The organism is Olivibacter sp. SA151 (genome assembly GCF_054130995.1).
Genome location: NZ_CP096391.1, coordinates 3042946 through 3059844 on the forward strand (window position 1 = coordinate 3042946; position 16899 = coordinate 3059844).

Sequence of the window (16899 nt, forward strand, 5' to 3'; positions counted from 1 at the left end):
TGCGCCCTAAAAACTAACAAGATTTTCGTCCAAGACCATTCTTTCAGGAACATTGACATAATCCTTCTGAATTAGAAAGGATCCTATGATAAGCGCATCGAAGGGGGATGTCCAAAAGCATTCAATAGCATCTCTTGGGGTGCATACAATTGGCTTTCCCAATGTGTTAAAAGAGGTATTTACGAGTACAGGCACTCCTGTTTTCCGTTCGAACGCCTTGATAAGTCGATAATAAAGTGGATTTTGTTTTTCATTAACCGTTTGAATACGCGCAGTACCATCGACGTGCTTTACGGCTGGTATTTGCGTCGCTTTATCGGGAATCACATCATAGATGAACAGCATAAACGGTGACTGTTTTGCTCCCACAAACCAATTTTCGGCGTCCTCTTCCGTTACAACAGGTGCGACGGGTCGAAAGTCTTCGCGATCCTTTACCTCATTTAATTTGGCTTGCATTTCAGGACTTAACGGCGAAGCCAAGATAGAACGACTTCCCAAGGCTCTTGGACCATATTCCATCGCACCCTGAAACCATCCGATAATTTTATCTTGAGCAAGTAACGTTGCGGTCTCTTCCACTATGTCATGCATTTTGATATAAGGAATTTTATTTCGTTCCAAAATACGTTGTATGTCACTATCGGAGTAAGAGGGACCTAAATATACATCCTGCATGATCGAAGTCTTTTTACTTTCTCTACGTTCTTCCCGATCTTTTAATATAGCAGCCCCTAAAGCTGTACCGGAATCGCCGGCAGCAGGCTGCACCCACACATTCTTAAATGGACTTTTATCCCTGATACGGGCATTCAAAACACAATTGAGAAATACACCGCCGGCGAGACAAAGATTTTCTTCCAGCGTCACCTCATAAAACCAATTCAACAACTCCAATATACGCTCTTCTAAAACATACTGAAGCGAACGTGCAATGTTAAAATGGTGTGCGGTAAAGGGAGCGTTTCTTAGGCGTTGTGGGCCAAATCTCTCAGAAAGTCGCGGATCGCTTATTTCATATTGTCCGCTTCCTGTTAAGCGCACAATCTCTCTAAATTCATCAACAAAAACAGGCTCACCATATGAAGCTAAAGCCATTACTTTATATTCGTCAGATGATCGTAGAAATCCGAGATGCGCTGTGACATCTTCATACAACAGGCCTAGGGAATGGGGCAACTGTACTTGTTGTATCAACTCCAAGCCATTTTGGTTTCCAACGTAATAAGAACTTGATGCTGTTTCACCCCGACCGTCCATAACGAGCACGGCTGCTGCCTCAAATGGAGAAGGAAAAAATGCGCTGGCTGCATGGGACAGATGATGATCCGTAAAATGCCAGATCCAATCGTTTGTCCTTGTATTTAAAAAAGAGGATTGCAGATGGTGTGGGTAACCATCAACCAATTGTCGTGGAGCATTAATGATAGAGGAAAGAAAAAGATTTCGCCACGGCTCGGAATCTTTATCGTGTTCTGTATTTCTAACAAAAGGAATATCCGCCCATGGCCTTTTCTCATCCCCAGGGTTAACCAATAAAAAGGGATCAAACGAATAAGCGATGTGATCAACCGCAGACAAGGTGATTCCTGCTTGCTTTAGACAAAAATCAATTGCATGATAAGGTAGTTCATAGGTCGAAAATGGAATGGGGCGTTTACCATGTTTGATTTGTGTAAATCGTTCATCTTCGGCGGCTGCAATTAGGTGTCCATTTTCGATTAAACAAGCTGCGGAGTCATGAAAAGCTGCGTTAATTCCTAAGGTATACATATCTTTCATTTATAGGGTTAAATAAGAATCGGATTCCATATACAGTGCCACTTCTCTACACCCTCAATTTTGTGCTCAAGAACCCTTTTTCATTTAGTTATTTGTTCTTTAAAATTGAGTTATTGTTATATCTTCTCGTCGAATGGGTACAGCACTATGCACTTTTTAGGACACTAATAAAATGTTGCCAATATTACCTTCAACGGCACCGCATTGCTTGAGCTAAGGATTTTTGCACGAAGTATACCTATGTATGTTTTATAGGTTCAATAGTTGCTTATATAGGTGGTAAATAAGGATGTCATGGGATTGAAAGAACCTATATTAAAAATCTTACATAAAAAATACGATTGCGTGTCGCTCATAGCGTGTTCTTGCAATCAATACGAACTGAGTTTTAAAACTGACGAGTCCGGCGATCCATTACAGGCCTTTTTGGAACGCAAAACGTCCAAAGGAAACGTAAAGGGGCAGGGATATATTCGATGTATGATTCATGACGCTTCGGGTAGATTAAATAAAGATTACTGGCTGCCACGAAATGAATTTAATAGATTTATTATTTAACGCAAGACGCTATGTTTGCACCTATTTTATTTGGAATTATCTTTTTGTTAGCTATCAGTATCGTATACTACTTTTATAGGAAGCACTAACGTGAAATATGCATATTTCACACAATGCACAGAGGTTTGTGACTTTTTAGCACCGGCAACCTAAAATATGGTATGACGTAAACAAACGAAAATGCAAACTATCGCTTATCATGCATCTCATGAACAATTTAGCCCAACAGACCTATTAGATTGGGCTATACTAGCGGAACAGTGCGGCTTTACGGCTATACATTGCTCTGATCATTTTCATTCTTGGAGCACAACCCAACAACACAGCGGCTATGCTTTCACTTGGCTAGGCGCTGCCATGCAATCTACCAGGCTTCCTTTTGGTTTTGTATGCGCCCCGGGGCAGCGTTATCACCCTGCTATAATTGCCCAGGCTATTGCGACGCTTGGATATATGTTTCCAGATCGGTTATGGGTATCTTTGGGTAGCGGCGAAAATATCAACGAACACATCACAGGAGACAACTGGCCCGATAAAAAATTCAGAAATGAACGTTTGAGAGAATGCGCGACCATTATTCGCGCTTTATTGGGAGGCAAGGAAGTAAGCTATGAGGGTCATGTACGTGTGGACAGGGCCAAACTTAACACGCGACCCAACAAACCCATTCCAATTTTCGGCGCTGCTGTAAGTGTGGAGACGGCGGGTTGGGTAGGTAAGTGGGCAGATGGTTTGATTACAATTAGCAGGCCGTATAACGAATTGAAGGAGGTAGTGACTGCATTCAGGAAAAATGGCGGAGAAGGGAAACCTATGTTTTTAAAAGTGCAATTGTCGTATGCAACATCAGAGGAACTGGCCCTTGTAAATGCGTACGAACAATGGAGGAATAATTTACTAGATCCAATACTTCTAAGTGATATAGCCACGATAGAAGAATTCGATGCGCTTGGATCATCCGTTAGCTTTGAGGATATACCCAAAAAAATAAGAGTATCCAGTAATTGGCAGGATCAGCTACAGTGGTTGGAGCAAGACTTGTCTCTTGGCTTCGAACATCTTATTCTTCATAATGTCAACATCTATCAAGAAGAATTTATCCGTGATTTCGGAAAATTCGTTGTCCCAAGGCTAAAAAAGCGTTAGGTTTTGTCTTGTGTGCTATCCACTCTACCGTCAAACCCTTCCAGAAAACTAAGTCCCAGCGCATTTATCTCGAGCATTTTATTTGGATAGGGACAATCATCAGCGATGTCTACTGTAAGAATGTAGCCGTTTTGCTCCAGTATGTAGGCTGCCTTGAGAACGCTTTCAGGGTCCAATTGCATTTCCTCTGCAAACTTACCTATGGATCCAACTGACCACCTTCTTAGTAAACGAAGAAGGCGTAGGGCGTTCGAACTTAAAAACATCATAATTTATATCATTTATAATCGTAGAAAATATTTTAACAGTCTCTTGTTTCAGCAAACGATGTTGGGAATAGGCTGGGCTTAGCTTATACTTTTTTTGCTTATCCGAAACTTTCTCTTTTATTTTACTTGTGTTCCGATTAAAAAACCATAAGACTCTAAGCCTGGTATTTGGCCGCAGATAATCTTCATGACACATAGTAGAGGGATGGCCAAAATCATACCGGCGGTTCCTACACGGCTTCACCTGCCACTAAGCCTACGATCGTAAGGAGTGGATTAATATTCACTTGACGGCTTACTATTAAAACTCCAATATTTGGTCTGAAAGAATTGCACGATCAGGTCTACTGCGGCCGATGATGCTATGGTACGCTTCAGCCCACGTTGATCAACCAATTGCTAACTTCAATGAACAAGGTGGCCATAATGGCTGCCAATGCTATCGGTAGGGAGAAAGCTGCGTCCAAAATATAAAACAATAGTGCTCAGGATAGTAAACAGTAGAATATAAACAACGTATGTTAAATTTCGCATAACTAGAATTTTTACTTAAAAACAAAAAAGCGTTTAAACTGTTATAAAATAAAAAACAAAAGCCATGTATTATTTAGTTTGTTACGATTTGGAGACGGCTGTTGCGGTGGACGATGATATTGATCCTACAAACTTGAATAGTAAGCACTGTCCTCATTTAAAAAAATTTTTGCAAAAGGTTGGAAAGAAGCCAATCAGCAAAATTGACCACAACTATCCAAGTTACCGTGCTGTTTTAGATAATTATCATATTATTGGAGAAGGAAAACGTTATTCCCACTAAGAATTAGCATCTTATTTTTTGAAGAAGACGTATTTACCCTATTATGAAATTTATTTTCCTAAAAAATATACTTTTTTGATTTTTATCTAGCTTTTCCTTCTTTTTGGCATAAATATTGAAAACTAAAAGGTACCAAGAAAGCCCCCGTTCGTCAAGGGCTTCCATGTTTCGGGAAATTATTTACAGTACATATATATATTCTATTTATCTAATGAAAAACTATGAAAAAACGGGTATAGTTTTAAGAAAACTATCCTTAAGTGAGGCACGTGAGTTTTGCCATTTGCATTCTTTCCCGCAACAGTATGGTACTTACTATCAAGATTTATACGAAAATGATGAATCGCCGGAAGAATTTACAAAACGCCTGTTATGGCTAGCGAAGTGTGTATATACCATTCGTTTGAAATCAGCACCTGATAAAATTATCGGATCTTGTATGATTTATAAAGGAGGAAAAAACAGAAAGGATATGTATGTGGGTGGAACCTTACTTCCAGAATATAGAAACAAGGGTTTAATGGTGGAGGCCTTCAATCAGATGTTAGAGATGGCTAAATACTTTTATGGAGTCAATGAAGTAAAGATTTTACTTAATTCTATAAATGACCAGGTTATTCAGATCATGGATAAATTGGGCTTTATGATGGATAAGAGTAGTAATGCTAATATTTACAGTAAAATATTACAGCAATATATTCCGAGAAGAACGACCAATTTACTTTATTAATGGTTTATGTATATTTAATCGGACTTAAAATCAAGTCCGATTAATTTTTTCCTACCTAATCTATCACTATCGCAGTACACATGCCGGTTTTCAGAACCATTACTTTGTTAAGGGTACACTGATATTGTAAGAAACCGTTCGGTCAAAGCAGATACTTCTTTCGAACGGTTTCGGGCAGGTACTAAAGAGTGCAAACCAACGATAAAATCGCTAAATCTAATTTTGGATGAACTCTTTATGCAGACGATAAAATATCAGACTTAAATTGTCTTTCGCCCCGGTTTTTGTGATGAGGTTTTGACGTAAATCTTCGATGTTGCGTTTTGTGGTAAATAAACGGTAAGCAATTTCTTTATTGGCGTAGCCGCATACCATTAAATCAAGCACCTCCTTTTCTTTGTCAGATAGCGCGAGATCGGTGTTCAGCGTACTAATATGATCTTCAAAGTCGCTTAGTTTATTAAAAAGTCGTACCGTTAGGCTTGGATCAACGTATTTTTTACCTTGCAAAACATAGCGGATTGCAAATAAAAGTTCTTCTTTTTGAACCGATTGCGTAATGTAGGCGTGCGCCCCCGCATGCATTGCTCGGATCGCAGGCTGTAAACCATGGTCGTTGTCTAAAATTATAATCTTTAAATTACCGGATCCTTTCAACTTAGCTATCAATTCCTTGTCGATAGAATAGTTAAGATCATTACCCCAAATCAGTACGTCGACATCCGTTAGATGCTCTTTTAAGGTTTCTAGACAGTTATTGGTGTAATTGACATCTATATTGTCCTGTTGTAATATAGCTCGGATACCATCTCGACGTATAGGATTATTGTCCGCAATCGCTAACTTGGTTTTCATAATTGAGAATTAGATAATTAACCACTAAACTTTTCTGCGCAATTCACGTCGCAGCTATGCAATCTGACTGACAACAAAGGTCGTGATTAAAGGAAACATCAATTACGTATAAATACCCAAAATTAGCTTCGGTAAATACGGTAATATACATTATTTCAGGATACCATTTTGATAAGCGTACTTTATTAATGCAGCAGTATTTCTTACACCTGTTTTTTCAATAAGACTTTGGCGGTATCCTTCTACTGTCCGTTTACTTGTAAACAAGCGTTCTGCGATTTCCTGATTCGTAAATCCATCAGCTGTGAGGGCCAAAACTTCCATTTCACGGTTATTTATTTGTAAATCAGTAGCATTTGCACTGGCCGATGAAGGGACTACTTTCATAGCTTGTCGCAAAAGTTTAAAACTAATTTCCGCACAAATATAGGGTTCACCCTGGGCGGCAAACCGAATCGCGAACAAGAGTTCATCACGGCTTACGTTTTTGATCAAATATGCTGTTGCACCAGCCTCAAAGGCTTGGGAAACATATTTTTCATGATCCATCATTGACAGAACGATGATATGAATACCTGGATAAAGATTTTTAATATGCTTAGTTAAGGTTATACCATCGGTATCCGGCATATTGATATCCATAACGATCGCATCCACCGTTTGTCGCTCGTTGAGGAGGAAAAGCAGCTGTTCTTGTTGATCCGTTTCGCCAACAACCGTAATATCCGATTCAATTTCCAATAAGGTCCTAATGCCTTGTCTTACAATATGGTGGTCGTCAACTAGAATAATGTTAATCATGATATCTCATTTGGTTAATGGCCAATCGCTTATTGATTCACGATAATGTGACAGCTATTTAATAAAGTGTTTTAGCATGCCTACGTGTTAATATCCGATATGTATTTTTGTCTATTTATGTGGTACGTCTAATAGATAATAGGGCTTGGCTTGATCTTCATTTCTAAGTATTGGCAAAGCCACATTGAAGACCCGGACACCGCCCGAAGTCACACCGTCGAGCTGGCCGGCATGAGCGTGGCCGTGAAAGGCAGCATAGACCTTTCTCCTATGTAAAGGGTCTGCTAGTCTCGAAGAGCCTAAAAAAGGAAAAATTTGCTCAGGTTCTCCAATTACGGTTTCCTTAATAGGTGAATAATGTAATAAAGCGATTTTGAGAATATTAGGATTGTCTTGCTCCAATCTAGCAAGTGCACGATCCAGCTGCAACGATTCATTTACGGCCTCTTGAACAAAAGACTTCATAGACTCTTCACCAAACATAGATAGCATATATTCGTCAAAGCCACCACCAAAGCCCTTTACACCCGCAAAACCAATATTATCAATAACAATACCTTCGCCATCTAGAATGACCATATTACTGTCTTGCAGAATCTGACGAATTAATTTATGTCTACCTTTCTCGTAATCGTGATTTCCCAATACACCTATAACCGGTATATTACATGATTTTAATTCAGCAGCCAAAACGGTCGCCTCATCTTCATCTCCTGTATCGGTAAGATCGCCACAAATTAGCAGTACGTCAGCTTTGTTAGCTATTTCCTCAAAACAATCTGCCCAACGGCCTTTATCACTCACTCGAATGTGAATATCTGCTAGCGCAGCTACTGTGGTTTTAACTTTCTTTCCCATCATTAAATTGTTGTAATTGTAGATGACTTATAATTCCATTCTTTGATATCCACCTCATATTGCGTTTGATCAATCAAAGGACCTCTACATACCTTCTCAACGGGAGGCGGTAGCTCGTATTGCTCTTTCGCTCGCTCTATGAGTTCATCAAAAAGCCATTTAGGTACTATGTGCCGATAGTCGGCCGGATAAACGAATTGAAAAGTTATTAATTGCGCTAGTAAAATGTGCCAATGTTGATCTAGGCGATTTAAAAGATGCTTCCAATCAATATGCTTTCCATATCGTAAAAAGGTATGATTGATATCAGCACTGTCGTTTCTTTCTCGATTCCTAACATACATTTTACACCAAATCAGCTCTTCAGCGGGAATAAATTTGACTGGTACACCAACAAATTCGCCGGTACTCGCACGTGCGTACCAGCTGTCGTCTACCGTACAAATGTTATTAACGGTATCGAAAATAATATCTATAAAATAATCTCCCTTAAAGACTTTGGCTAGCCACCTCGCATCGGTCAATTCGGTTCGATAACCATTCAAGGCGAAATGCTTCAGGATTTTTGGATATTCACTGCTTTTACAGAAAATATCGAGATCCTTTGTATTTCTAAAAATACCGGTATAATGAAACATGGCAAAGGCGCCACCTAGCATGTACGGACTACCGCTATCATTTAAAAGTTTTAATGCTTCTTTAAAAAATGCATTGGAAATATCTTTTTGCTCCTGTGTTTCTATCATAAGTTTAGCATTCTATAAGGTTATAACAGCATCTCCGTCTTTTTTGTTCTTTTTCCGTATTGAATATACTTCACTCATGAATAACGGGATTAAAAGGAGTTTTCCTGAACCTCCTAATCTGCTATAGCTTTCAAACCTTAACCGAATCTATTTGTTTGACAACACAATAAGGTAATATTCAAACTATTATGTCTGGAAGAAAAAAAGTATTAATACCATTGAATTTCTCAGTAAAAACCTTTTATGTTCTGCAGTTTGTATTAAAGAAAGCGAATCTCTTCGATTGGTCGGTATTCATTATTTTGTCATTCGAAAATGACAAGTCCGAGAATAAAGAGGATATTGATCAAAAGCTTGAACACTTAATGAGGCAGGCGAAAAACGATTTTCCGCTTGTCCACATTAGGGGAGAGGCAATACAAGGTGACATCTTGCAGTTCCTTTTGGATTTAAACAAGAGCGAACACTTTGATCTCATTGTATCCGGACAGTATGCAGATATTTTACATTATGCGTCGCGCGACCTTACTGAGGGATTAGTAGAGCAATGCTATACGCCTGTATTGGTACTTCCCGAAAGCCAGCACTTGCCAAATCTTCGTCATGTTGGCGTGATGACGAGTTTTCATGAAAACGAAATAGAAAGCATTAAACTTGTTGAACAGTTATTTGATGGGAAACTAGATATAACGGTATTTCATGTGGCAAATGAGGAAAAAAAAGAGTTGGCATACGAACGAATGCGTGAATGGGAACTTGACATTAGGGGAAATATCGAGAAGGTTGATATTCACTTTTTAGTAGTAGAAGCAGATACCGTCCTTGAAGGAGTTAAACGGGCGATAAATGAAGAGGATATAGATGTATTAGTTGTGACTTCAATTGCCAAGACCTTTGTGAAAAAGATATTGTCTAAAAATCTTTTTAAGGAACTTACGCAAGTTCAGGTAATGCGACCAACATTATTCGTAAAATGTGACTAAGTCAAAATTATATAGCTATGCCCTCCACTGTTATAGATTCCGTTCATTACAATGCAGACACCGAAGTTCTTCAAATCGTTTTCACTACTGGCTTGCTGTATCTTTATTACAATGTTCCACCCATAATTTATGAGGAACTGATCCACGCCCGTTCGAAAGGTGCTTTTTTCAATAAAAAGATACGGGGAAACTATCCATTTAAAAAAAGAGAATCACAAATTTGAACATAATTAAAACTGGATATTACGGCCATAGCGCGCTCAAAGGATTAAAACAGAATACATAGCATGACTACATTTTTTGTCGCTGTTCTACTTGGAATAATTTATGTGCTATACACGTGATTACCTTAATAAAAAAAAATGGCTATAAGAAAAGACAAGCGCTTATCCCCTTTAAAAAACAAAGCCTCTAAAAAGAGGGAAGAAGAGGACAAGCCCGATTTATCCTATGAAGCTGGAGTAGATCCACAGAAGGACCAGATAAATGAGGTTCCAAAAAATACAGAAGACTGGCAGAATGCAAATGATGAGGACAAACTAGGGGAGAAAAATAAAAGTTAACGGATACAAACCGACACGAAACTTATTCTACAATTTCCTCCCTTTTTCATTAATAATAAGTGCCTCCTTTTCAATTGCAGGTTGCTTAATTCTGCCAGGCTTTTTGTCCGGGTTCTTTTTCCGTAACGTACCTTTCCGTTCATCTGTCCCGCCATTGTTCAGTTGCTGATTACGTTCGTTTTTCTTTTTCCGAGCCATATAATAGTCATTTTATCTTTCTAAACTTATAGCAAACGCCGTTCCGCTACCCTTACAAATTGACCAATCGCATCTCATCTCCCGGCCCGGTTTTATCAGATGTACTAATAAATGGATAAGTTGTTTATTTATCCGGAATTCTTTCAATCTCCAACGCGTCTTATCGTTAGTAATCTTTGAATAGATTTTATTTTTTTATTCATTTCAGTAAAAAAATATGCTTGGCTCGGTTTTTTAGCAATGGAAGTAAAGTTTAGTTGAATTTATAATATATCCTTATGAAAAAGTTATTGTTTACAGCTGCAGTAGCAGCATTTATTTTTATCGGATGCAGTAATCGTCAAGGCGATACAAACGATGGTATGGGAGCTGGGGATGGAACAGATACATTACAAGAACCCATGCATCCTAATGATACTTCAGGAATGGCAGCACCGGTTGATACCGCAATGGATACAACATCGATGCCTTAATTAACAATGAACCAACAAGAAAGGAAAACCCATATAATGGCTCTTTCTTGTTTTCTATTAACCTTAATGAGAAAAGTAATGAGCAGTTCTAATCAAAATGTACAAGATCCGCAAAAAAAACACCCGATACCGCCCTTCCCTCAACAAGAGCAGGAAGCACCCGGAGTTGAGCGGGAAATGGAGCCAAAGGCTGATCATGGAGAAGAAAGTTATCGAGGGACAGGTAAGTTGAAAGGAAAGAAAGCCATTATTACAGGAGGCGATTCGGGTATTGGAAAAGCAGTTGCAATCGCCTTTGCACGCGAGGGCGCTGATGTTCTCATCAGCTATTTGGCAGATGTTGAAGATGAAGATGCGAAGGACACGGCCCGATGGGTGCAAGAAGCAGGAACCAAAGCGCTCCTTGTAAAAGGTGACATAGGCGAGGCATCTCATTGTCGATCGCTAGTTGAACAGGCGATTACCGAATTTGGACAAGTAGATATTCTTGTGAACAATGCCGCATTTCAAATGGGACGAGAAAGCTTACAGGATATACCGGAAGGAGAGTGGGAACACACCTTCGCTACAAATATTCATAGTATGTATTATTTATGCAAGGCCGCGGAACCTTACATGAAAAAGGGCGCAAGTATTATTAACACCACTTCTGTAAATGCCTATTCTCCCACGCCCATATTATTAGCATATGCAGCTACAAAAGGCGCGATACAAAACTTCACGTCGAACCTAGCACAATTATTTCTAGAGCAAAAGAAGGGTATACGAGTCAATGCAGTTGCCCCTGGTCCTGTATGGACGCCTTTAATTCCTTCTACGATGCCTAATGCGGATAAGTTCGGTGAAAATACGCCAATGGGACGTCCGGCCCAACCTGCTGAAATGGCTCCGATTTACGTTTTTTTGGCGTCTGACGAAAGCAGCTATATCTCGGGGGCAACGATACCCGCTACCGGTGGACGAGTTACTATTTAGTATAGACAGATTTTAAATTTATATCTTCTTAACAATGTACCAAGAGCAATTGTGGTGGCGTCATGGCATTATATATCAGATTTATCCTCGTTCGTTTAAAGATAGTAACGGGGATGGTATAGGCGATTTAAAAGGGATTATCCAGCAGTTAGATTACCTAGAATGGTTAGGGATTAGAGCGGTATGGCTGTCGCCAATTTATCCTTCGCCGATGGCTGATTTTGGCTACGACATATCAGATTATAAACAGATTCATCCTATATTCGGCGAGATGCACGATTTGGAATCACTCCTTGATGAACTTCATAGGAGAAACATGAAGTTGATATTGGATCTAGTGCCTAATCACACATCCAGCCAACATCCCTGGTTTATCGAGTCCAAGTCATCAAAAGATTCACCAAAGCGTTCTTGGTATATTTGGGAAGATGCCAAACCAGATGGCTCGGCTCCTAATAATTGGCTTAGCGTATTCGGTGGAAGTGCTTGGGAGTGGGATGAAGATACACAGCAATATTATTATCATGCATTTTTAAAAGAACAACCAGACCTTAATTGGCGAAACGAAGATGTTCAAAAAGCGATGTTGGAGGTAATGCAATTTTGGTTGGAAAAAGGCGTTGACGGGTTCCGCGTTGATGTTATGTGGCATTTAATTAAAGACAAACAACTTCGGGATAATCCGCTCAATCCTGATTTTCAAGAAAGGGATGCTAATTATAATCGTCTGCTCCCCGTATATTCTACCGATCAGCCGGAAGTGCATGAGTTAGTTGGACAAATGCGTGCGCTACTCGAACAGTATCAGGAGAAAGTGTTGATCGGTGAAATATACCTGCCAATCCAACGGCTAGTTACCTACTATGGAATTAATTCGAGTGGTGCGCATTTGCCTTTTAACTTCCAATTACTCACATTGCCGTGGGATGCCCAACAAATTGCTGTTGCCATTGATGAATACGAGGGGGCAATTCCGGAAAATGGTTGGCCCAATTGGGTTCTAAGCAATCACGATAAGCCGCGTATAGCTAGTCGTATCGGAGGCCAACAGGCAAGGGTTGCTGCATTTTTACTACTTACACTAAGGGGAACGCCAACAATTTACTATGGAGACGAGATTGGCATGTACGATGTTCCTATACCAAGCAATGAAGTGCAAGATCCCCAAGGACTAAATATGCCCGGTAAAAATTTAAGCCGGGATCCCGCCAGAACCCCCATGCAATGGAACAATGGTGAATTCGCCGGTTTTTCAACAGTTAAACCATGGCTTCGAGTCGACAAGCGTTTTAAACGGGAGAATGTAGAGATTCAGAAAGATAATCCTTATAGTATGCTTACCTTGTACCGGAAGCTTATCAAGCTGAGGAATGAAGAGCCGACATTGCAATACGGCAACTATGTTCCTATATTTAGCGATCAGCAGTTGATTATTTATAAACGAGCGCTCGAAGGATATCCTACCTTTCTTATCGCATTGAATTTAACGCCAAGACCCGCTTATTTTAAACAACAAGGCAAGACCGTTTTAAAAGGCGAGGTAATTTTAGCAACAACACCCGAGACTGAGGGTCTATCGCTTGAAGAAGAAATCTATGTAGGTGGGGATGAAGCACTGGTTATTCGATTAGAAAAAAACAAAACCGTTTCTGCACCTGTTCTTAATACATGAAAGACCTATGCTCTCAACATTGGTTAAAAGAAGCTGTCATCTATTCGTTGGACGTTCGAAGCTTTAAAGATGCTGACCACAACGGATTAGGTGATATTCAAGGGCTTATATCTAAATTGGATTATCTTCAATATTTAGGTATCAATTGTATTTGGCTAGTACCTTTTTATAGCTCAGACGAAAAGGATGGGGGATATGATGTGGTTAATTACTATACAGTTGATACTCGGTTAGGAACACTGCAGGACTTTGAAGTACTGGTAAAATCGGCCGCAAAAAGAAATATTAAAATAATTATCGACTTGGTAGTTAATCATACAAGCAATCGACATCCTTGGTTCCTTGAAGCAATATCCGATAGAGGCAGCAGATTTCACGATTTTTATATATGGAAGGATGAGAAACCGGAAAATGACAAGGAAGATTTGGTATTCAAGACTGTCGAAGAAAGCAATTGGGAATATAATCACCAGGTGAATCGTTATTACTACCATACTTTTTATCACTTTCAACCCGATTTGAACGTGTCAAATCCCGCAGTTCAGGAAGAGATTCTTCGAATTTTAAACTTCTGGATGCAGTTTGGCATTTTTGGTTTTCGCATTGACGCCGTTCCACACATACTTAAAAACAAAGGCGACGAGCGTTTTGAAGGAAACCCCTATGACGTTCTAGATCGATGGAAGGAAGCTGTTCTTAAAATCAATAAAGACGCGATTCTTATTGGAGAGGCGGATGTTGAACCGGAAGACTATCCCCGTTTTTTTAACAAAGGGAAAAAACTTGATGGATTATTTAATTTCTTCCTGAATAACTATCTGTTTCTCGCTCTTGCAGAACACTGTGTTAAACCGCTAATAAACGCTTTTAAACGCTTACCCTTCTCGAATGGCCACGGTCAGTATCTGAACTTTCTTCGAAACCATGATGAATTGGATTTGGAACGATTAACAAACGATGAACGAGCCCGCGTTATGGAAGTTTTTGCACCCTGTCCATTTATGCGAATCTATGATAGGGGCATTAGAAGAAGATTGCCTCCTATGTTGAACAACAATCGAATGCATATTTGTTTAAGTATGAATCTTCTATTAACACTCCCTGGAAGCCCTGTAATTCGTTATGGTGAAGAAATCGGAATGGGAGATGATTTGGACTTGCAGGAACGACAAAGCGTGCGAACAGCTATGCAATGGGACGATACCATCAATGGTGGTTTTTCTTCCGTTTCACCACCCGAGCTTAAGTGGACAGTGATTGATGGAGGAGTTTATGGATATCAAAACATCAATGTTTCCAAAGAAATGGATGACGAATTTTCAATATTATGTCAAACAAAAAAAATAATCGCCTCTCGAAAGGAGTATAAGCTGGCTTTTTGCAGTTCGTTTCAAATCTTAAAGAATGATCATCCGCAAATATTCATTTATCGATATGATCTCAATGACTATGGAATACTTATCATTAATAACTTTTCGTATACAAATGCAGACGTGGAAATAGATCTAACGAAAGAAAAACCGGTGCTAACCTGTGTGTTGGGCAGCCCCTTATCAATGAAAGAATCTGCCGGAAAAATAAATCTCATACTCTCTCCTTACAGTTACCTTTGGTATAAGCTGTCTAAACTGGAATAGCAATTGTTTACCTATTATTAAATATATTTTTAAACAAATAAATTTTATACCTATGAGCACATCGAATCAAACAAGCAATCACAATGAAATAAAGCAATGGGCAAAAGAACGGGGTGGTGTCCCGGCCAGAGTAAAAGGAACAGGAAATGGCGAAGATGCAGGTATTTTAAGAATCCATTTTCCTGAACATAGTGAGCATAATGACGACCTGGAGGAAATAAGCTGGGAAGATTTCTTTGAAGAATTTGAAGAAAATAAACTGGATTTTCTTTTTCAGGAAAAAAAATCAGATGGCGAACAGAGTACTTTTCACAAATTCATTCAGCGAAAATAAAGGAGATGGCAACAACAGCAAAGCGAAAACCGGAAACGAAGAAGAAAGCGCTCGAAGAACCTACGTTGGAAATCGAAAAAAAAAGGCAAGCTCCCGGAAAAAAAGATCTTTCCAAATCATATAATGCCTTTAAGCAATATGGCGGCAAGCAATATACAGGAATGGCAATCGGCAGAAGTCACCATTGGGAATATGACCAGGGTGACTGGAAAGAAACAAAGATTACACCGGACCTTTGGGAAATTTTTTATGCAGTAACTAAGCGACGGAAGGGACATGCGCCAAAAGGGTCGGGTGTTCCGGTAGGAACGGAATACCATTGGTATATTTTGGCTCATCAAAACGTAAAAAAGTTAAATGCGAACGACTATTCCACGGAGATGTCCGGTTTAAAATTTAAGCTTGCTCATAAACGTGCAGATAGCGATAAGTGGAGTACTAAGGCACCCACCCAACGTAAGCACCTCGTTAAATTTCTTAAAGAAATCATTGCCCAGCTAGAAAGCGACCCTATTCCATTAACCTTCGATTACGAAGGAGTGCATTACGAAGGCGAGGGAATACCAATAACCGAAACATGTCATGAAGGCGTGTGTTACGAGTTGTCCATTACCTTAAATGATAAAAATTTGGGCATTATCCGTTGCGCCAAAAGCGGTTGGAAAATGGACGGAGTTGAAAAAGGGCTTGTGAAAGCGATAGGAAATCAAATCTTTTTATATTTCGAATGAATGAGATCTCATGGCAAAAAGGAAAGGAATAGCGTATATTGGGACCTCTGGGTGGCACTACAAACATTGGAAAGGGCCGTTTTATCCCGAAGGACTAAAAGAATCGGAACAATTAACATACTTCGTAACGAAAATTCCGACGGTAGAGCTCAATAATTCCTTTTATAGACTACCTTCTTCCGAAACGTTCAGCAATTGGTATCGCGCGGTGCCGGCGCATTTTAAATTTGCAGTAAAAGGAAGCCGATTTATAACGCACTTAAAAAAACTGAAAGTACAAAAAGAGGTTGTTGACGAGTTTATTGAGCATGCGGGACACCTTAAAGACAAATTAGGGCCAATACTTTTTCAATTACCTCCAAAATGGAATATTAATGAGCAGCGGCTGATCGATTTTCTGAAACTTTTACCGAAAGATCATCGCTTTACCTTTGAATTTAGGGACAGGTCTTGGTATGAGGATCGAATTTACCATATACTTGAAAAAGCGAATTGTGCCTTTTGCATCTATGAATTAGCTGGTCATCAATCACCAATTATTGTGACTGCCGACTTTGTTTATATCCGATTGCATGGCCCGGGCGCTAAGTATCAGGGCAATTATACCGACGAACAGTTGCGCAAATGGGTTGATCGATGCCAAGAATGGCAAAACGAGGGTAGAGATGTTTATGTATATTTCGACAACGACCAATCGGGCTTTGCTGCATTAAATGCCCAAAGCATGAAAAAAATGCTTACCGAATAACTTGCCATCCAAGAATCGTATGC

The 16899-nt window shown here is 39.5% G+C and carries 21 protein-coding genes; 14 read left to right on the forward strand and 7 right to left on the reverse strand.

The window, feature by feature from the left end:
• Window positions 1–6: 6 nt before the first annotated feature.
• On the reverse strand, window positions 7–1782 hold the full coding sequence (locus tag M1D52_RS12460; RefSeq protein WP_457941557.1) for a carbamoyltransferase family protein: 1776 nt from the start codon (window positions 1780–1782) through the stop codon (window positions 7–9).
• A 294-nt stretch (window positions 1783–2076) separates the two neighbouring features.
• Between M1D52_RS12460 and M1D52_RS12465 the strand changes: the two genes are divergently transcribed.
• Together M1D52_RS12465 and M1D52_RS12470 are read left to right on the forward strand one after the other, a co-directional pair.
• On the forward strand, window positions 2077–2340 hold the full coding sequence (locus tag M1D52_RS12465; RefSeq protein ID WP_437392709.1) for a hypothetical protein: 264 nt from the start codon (window positions 2077–2079) through the stop codon (window positions 2338–2340).
• A 180-nt stretch (window positions 2341–2520) separates the two neighbouring features.
• Entirely contained in the window at window positions 2521–3486 is a 966-nt protein-coding gene (locus M1D52_RS12470) for a TIGR03885 family FMN-dependent LLM class oxidoreductase (protein WP_437360876.1), read from the forward strand.
• On the opposite strand, the gene M1D52_RS12475 is transcribed toward M1D52_RS12470, so the two are convergent.
• Window positions 3483–3755 (reverse strand): hypothetical protein, encoded by a 273-nt coding sequence (locus tag M1D52_RS12475; protein WP_437392710.1) that lies wholly within the window; start codon window positions 3753–3755, stop codon window positions 3483–3485. The genes M1D52_RS12470 and M1D52_RS12475 overlap by 4 nt on opposite strands.
• Before the next feature lie 598 nt (window positions 3756–4353).
• On the opposite strand from M1D52_RS12475, the gene M1D52_RS12480 reads away from it, so the two are divergent.
• Together M1D52_RS12480 and M1D52_RS12485 are read left to right on the forward strand one after the other, a co-directional pair.
• Window positions 4354–4572, forward strand: coding sequence for a hypothetical protein (locus M1D52_RS12480; protein ID WP_013667072.1), 219 nt, complete (start codon window positions 4354–4356; stop codon window positions 4570–4572).
• A 211-nt stretch (window positions 4573–4783) separates the two neighbouring features.
• Window positions 4784–5302 carry a GNAT family N-acetyltransferase gene (locus M1D52_RS12485; protein ID WP_013667070.1) on the forward strand — a complete coding sequence of 173 codons (519 nt, stop codon included), beginning with the start codon at window positions 4784–4786 and terminating at the stop codon, window positions 5300–5302.
• Between the two features lie 216 nt (window positions 5303–5518).
• Here M1D52_RS12485 and M1D52_RS12490 read toward each other — a convergent pair whose 3' ends face one another.
• From M1D52_RS12490 to M1D52_RS12505, 4 genes are all read right to left on the reverse strand, one after another.
• Entirely contained in the window at window positions 5519–6157 is a 639-nt protein-coding gene (locus M1D52_RS12490) for a response regulator transcription factor (RefSeq protein WP_013667069.1), read from the reverse strand.
• 150 nt (window positions 6158–6307) lie between these two features.
• Complete coding sequence (locus M1D52_RS12495) at window positions 6308–6958, reverse strand: response regulator (protein WP_437392711.1); 651 nt, start codon at window positions 6956–6958, stop codon at window positions 6308–6310.
• 111 nt (window positions 6959–7069) lie between these two features.
• Window positions 7070–7819, reverse strand: coding sequence for a metallophosphoesterase family protein (locus M1D52_RS12500; protein ID WP_013667067.1), 750 nt, complete (start codon window positions 7817–7819; stop codon window positions 7070–7072).
• Complete coding sequence (locus M1D52_RS12505; RefSeq protein WP_013667066.1) at window positions 7819–8562, reverse strand: nucleotidyltransferase; 744 nt, start codon at window positions 8560–8562, stop codon at window positions 7819–7821. Before M1D52_RS12505 ends, M1D52_RS12500 begins: the two co-directional genes overlap by 1 nt.
• 188 nt (window positions 8563–8750) lie before the next feature.
• On the opposite strand from M1D52_RS12505, the gene M1D52_RS12510 reads away from it, so the two are divergent.
• The 3 genes from M1D52_RS12510 (at window position 8751) to M1D52_RS12520 (ending at window position 10108) form a co-directional block, all read left to right on the forward strand.
• Window positions 8751–9545, forward strand: coding sequence for an adenine nucleotide alpha hydrolase family protein (locus M1D52_RS12510; RefSeq protein WP_041387560.1), 795 nt, complete (start codon window positions 8751–8753; stop codon window positions 9543–9545).
• A gap of 17 nt (window positions 9546–9562) precedes the next feature.
• Window positions 9563–9769 carry a KTSC domain-containing protein gene (locus M1D52_RS12515; protein ID WP_013667064.1) on the forward strand — a complete coding sequence of 69 codons (207 nt, stop codon included), beginning with the start codon at window positions 9563–9565 and terminating at the stop codon, window positions 9767–9769.
• 138 nt (window positions 9770–9907) lie between these two features.
• Window positions 9908–10108, forward strand: coding sequence for a hypothetical protein (locus M1D52_RS12520; RefSeq protein WP_013667063.1), 201 nt, complete (start codon window positions 9908–9910; stop codon window positions 10106–10108).
• 27 nt (window positions 10109–10135) lie between these two features.
• Here the strand turns inward: M1D52_RS12520 and M1D52_RS12525 are convergent, their stop codons facing one another.
• On the reverse strand, window positions 10136–10306 hold the full coding sequence (locus M1D52_RS12525; protein ID WP_437392712.1) for a hypothetical protein: 171 nt from the start codon (window positions 10304–10306) through the stop codon (window positions 10136–10138).
• Between the two features lie 278 nt (window positions 10307–10584).
• Between M1D52_RS12525 and M1D52_RS12530 the strand changes: the two genes are divergently transcribed.
• The 7 genes from M1D52_RS12530 to M1D52_RS12560 all read left to right on the forward strand — a co-directional run bounded on the left by M1D52_RS12530 (window position 10585) and on the right by M1D52_RS12560 (window position 16876).
• Window positions 10585–10779, forward strand: a complete 195-nt coding sequence (locus M1D52_RS12530; protein WP_437392713.1) for a hypothetical protein — start codon at window positions 10585–10587, stop codon at window positions 10777–10779.
• A gap of 78 nt (window positions 10780–10857) precedes the next feature.
• Window positions 10858–11754, forward strand: a complete 897-nt coding sequence (locus tag M1D52_RS12535) for an SDR family oxidoreductase (RefSeq protein ID WP_437392714.1) — start codon at window positions 10858–10860, stop codon at window positions 11752–11754.
• A 34-nt stretch (window positions 11755–11788) separates the two neighbouring features.
• Entirely contained in the window at window positions 11789–13426 is a 1638-nt protein-coding gene (locus M1D52_RS12540; RefSeq protein ID WP_437392715.1) for an alpha-amylase family glycosyl hydrolase, read from the forward strand.
• Complete coding sequence (locus M1D52_RS12545; RefSeq protein ID WP_437392716.1) at window positions 13423–15063, forward strand: alpha-amylase family protein; 1641 nt, start codon at window positions 13423–13425, stop codon at window positions 15061–15063. The genes M1D52_RS12540 and M1D52_RS12545 overlap by 4 nt, the downstream gene beginning before the upstream one ends.
• Window positions 15064–15115: 52 nt before the next feature.
• Entirely contained in the window at window positions 15116–15397 is a 282-nt protein-coding gene (locus M1D52_RS12550) for a hypothetical protein (RefSeq protein WP_013667057.1), read from the forward strand.
• A gap of 5 nt (window positions 15398–15402) precedes the next feature.
• Window positions 15403–16128 carry a hypothetical protein gene (locus tag M1D52_RS12555; protein WP_130855899.1) on the forward strand — a complete coding sequence of 242 codons (726 nt, stop codon included), beginning with the start codon at window positions 15403–15405 and terminating at the stop codon, window positions 16126–16128.
• 10 nt (window positions 16129–16138) lie between these two features.
• Window positions 16139–16876 carry a DUF72 domain-containing protein gene (locus tag M1D52_RS12560; protein ID WP_437392717.1) on the forward strand — a complete coding sequence of 246 codons (738 nt, stop codon included), beginning with the start codon at window positions 16139–16141 and terminating at the stop codon, window positions 16874–16876.
• Window positions 16877–16899 lie beyond the last annotated feature (23 nt).

What these genes read in the sequence shown, in the direction of transcription:
- M1D52_RS12460 (WP_457941557.1), bottom strand. Translation starts at nt 1,782, where the DNA reads ATGAAAGATATGTATACCTTAGGAATTAACGCAGCTTTTCATGACTCC.
- M1D52_RS12465 (WP_437392709.1), top strand. Translation starts at nt 2,077, where the DNA reads ATGGGATTGAAAGAACCTATATTAAAAATCTTACATAAAAAATACGAT.
- M1D52_RS12470 (WP_437360876.1), top strand. Translation starts at nt 2,521, where the DNA reads ATGCAAACTATCGCTTATCATGCATCTCATGAACAATTTAGCCCAACA.
- M1D52_RS12475 (WP_437392710.1), bottom strand. Translation starts at nt 3,755, where the DNA reads ATGATGTTTTTAAGTTCGAACGCCCTACGCCTTCTTCGTTTACTAAGA.
- M1D52_RS12480 (WP_013667072.1), top strand. Translation starts at nt 4,354, where the DNA reads ATGTATTATTTAGTTTGTTACGATTTGGAGACGGCTGTTGCGGTGGAC.
- M1D52_RS12485 (WP_013667070.1), top strand. Translation starts at nt 4,784, where the DNA reads ATGAAAAACTATGAAAAAACGGGTATAGTTTTAAGAAAACTATCCTTA.
- M1D52_RS12490 (WP_013667069.1), bottom strand. Translation starts at nt 6,157, where the DNA reads ATGAAAACCAAGTTAGCGATTGCGGACAATAATCCTATACGTCGAGAT.
- M1D52_RS12495 (WP_437392711.1), bottom strand. Translation starts at nt 6,958, where the DNA reads ATGATTAACATTATTCTAGTTGACGACCACCATATTGTAAGACAAGGC.
- M1D52_RS12500 (WP_013667067.1), bottom strand. Translation starts at nt 7,819, where the DNA reads ATGATGGGAAAGAAAGTTAAAACCACAGTAGCTGCGCTAGCAGATATT.
- M1D52_RS12505 (WP_013667066.1), bottom strand. Translation starts at nt 8,562, where the DNA reads ATGATAGAAACACAGGAGCAAAAAGATATTTCCAATGCATTTTTTAAA.
- M1D52_RS12510 (WP_041387560.1), top strand. Translation starts at nt 8,751, where the DNA reads ATGTCTGGAAGAAAAAAAGTATTAATACCATTGAATTTCTCAGTAAAA.
- M1D52_RS12515 (WP_013667064.1), top strand. Translation starts at nt 9,563, where the DNA reads ATGCCCTCCACTGTTATAGATTCCGTTCATTACAATGCAGACACCGAA.
- M1D52_RS12520 (WP_013667063.1), top strand. Translation starts at nt 9,908, where the DNA reads ATGGCTATAAGAAAAGACAAGCGCTTATCCCCTTTAAAAAACAAAGCC.
- M1D52_RS12525 (WP_437392712.1), bottom strand. Translation starts at nt 10,306, where the DNA reads ATGGCTCGGAAAAAGAAAAACGAACGTAATCAGCAACTGAACAATGGC.
- M1D52_RS12530 (WP_437392713.1), top strand. Translation starts at nt 10,585, where the DNA reads ATGAAAAAGTTATTGTTTACAGCTGCAGTAGCAGCATTTATTTTTATC.
- M1D52_RS12535 (WP_437392714.1), top strand. Translation starts at nt 10,858, where the DNA reads ATGAGCAGTTCTAATCAAAATGTACAAGATCCGCAAAAAAAACACCCG.
- M1D52_RS12540 (WP_437392715.1), top strand. Translation starts at nt 11,789, where the DNA reads ATGTACCAAGAGCAATTGTGGTGGCGTCATGGCATTATATATCAGATT.
- M1D52_RS12545 (WP_437392716.1), top strand. Translation starts at nt 13,423, where the DNA reads ATGAAAGACCTATGCTCTCAACATTGGTTAAAAGAAGCTGTCATCTAT.
- M1D52_RS12550 (WP_013667057.1), top strand. Translation starts at nt 15,116, where the DNA reads ATGAGCACATCGAATCAAACAAGCAATCACAATGAAATAAAGCAATGG.
- M1D52_RS12555 (WP_130855899.1), top strand. Translation starts at nt 15,403, where the DNA reads ATGGCAACAACAGCAAAGCGAAAACCGGAAACGAAGAAGAAAGCGCTC.
- M1D52_RS12560 (WP_437392717.1), top strand. Translation starts at nt 16,139, where the DNA reads ATGGCAAAAAGGAAAGGAATAGCGTATATTGGGACCTCTGGGTGGCAC.